Below are 245 nucleotides of genomic sequence, written 5' to 3' on the forward strand. Positions count from 1 at the left end.
CGCAGCCGCACCGGTCGCCCGCCCCCTGCTCGACGCGGTGAAGGCCATCGCCGCCAAAGGCGAACTGCCGGTGACCGACGATTTCCTGCGCCCGCATTCCAAGTGGCGGCGTCAGTTGCGGGTGAAGGGCAGTGACGATGCGCGTCTCCGCGAGGTCGCGGTGATGTTCCACCTGCGCGACGCGCTGCGCTCAGGCGACATCTGGCTCGACCGCTCGCATCGCTACGGCGACCTGCGCCATGTCC

1 protein-coding gene is annotated in these 245 nt (G+C 69.8%); it reads left to right on the forward strand.

Annotated elements, in window-relative coordinates; translation table 11 throughout:
- Positions 1-245, forward strand: a 245-nt coding sequence (locus CVH10_RS23335) for a hypothetical protein (RefSeq protein WP_146143345.1), incomplete at both ends; no start/stop codon positions are given.

Source organism: Halomonas sp. ND22Bw (assembly GCF_003011945.1).
GTDB classification, from domain to species: domain Bacteria; phylum Pseudomonadota; class Gammaproteobacteria; order Pseudomonadales; family Halomonadaceae; genus Halomonas; species Halomonas halophila.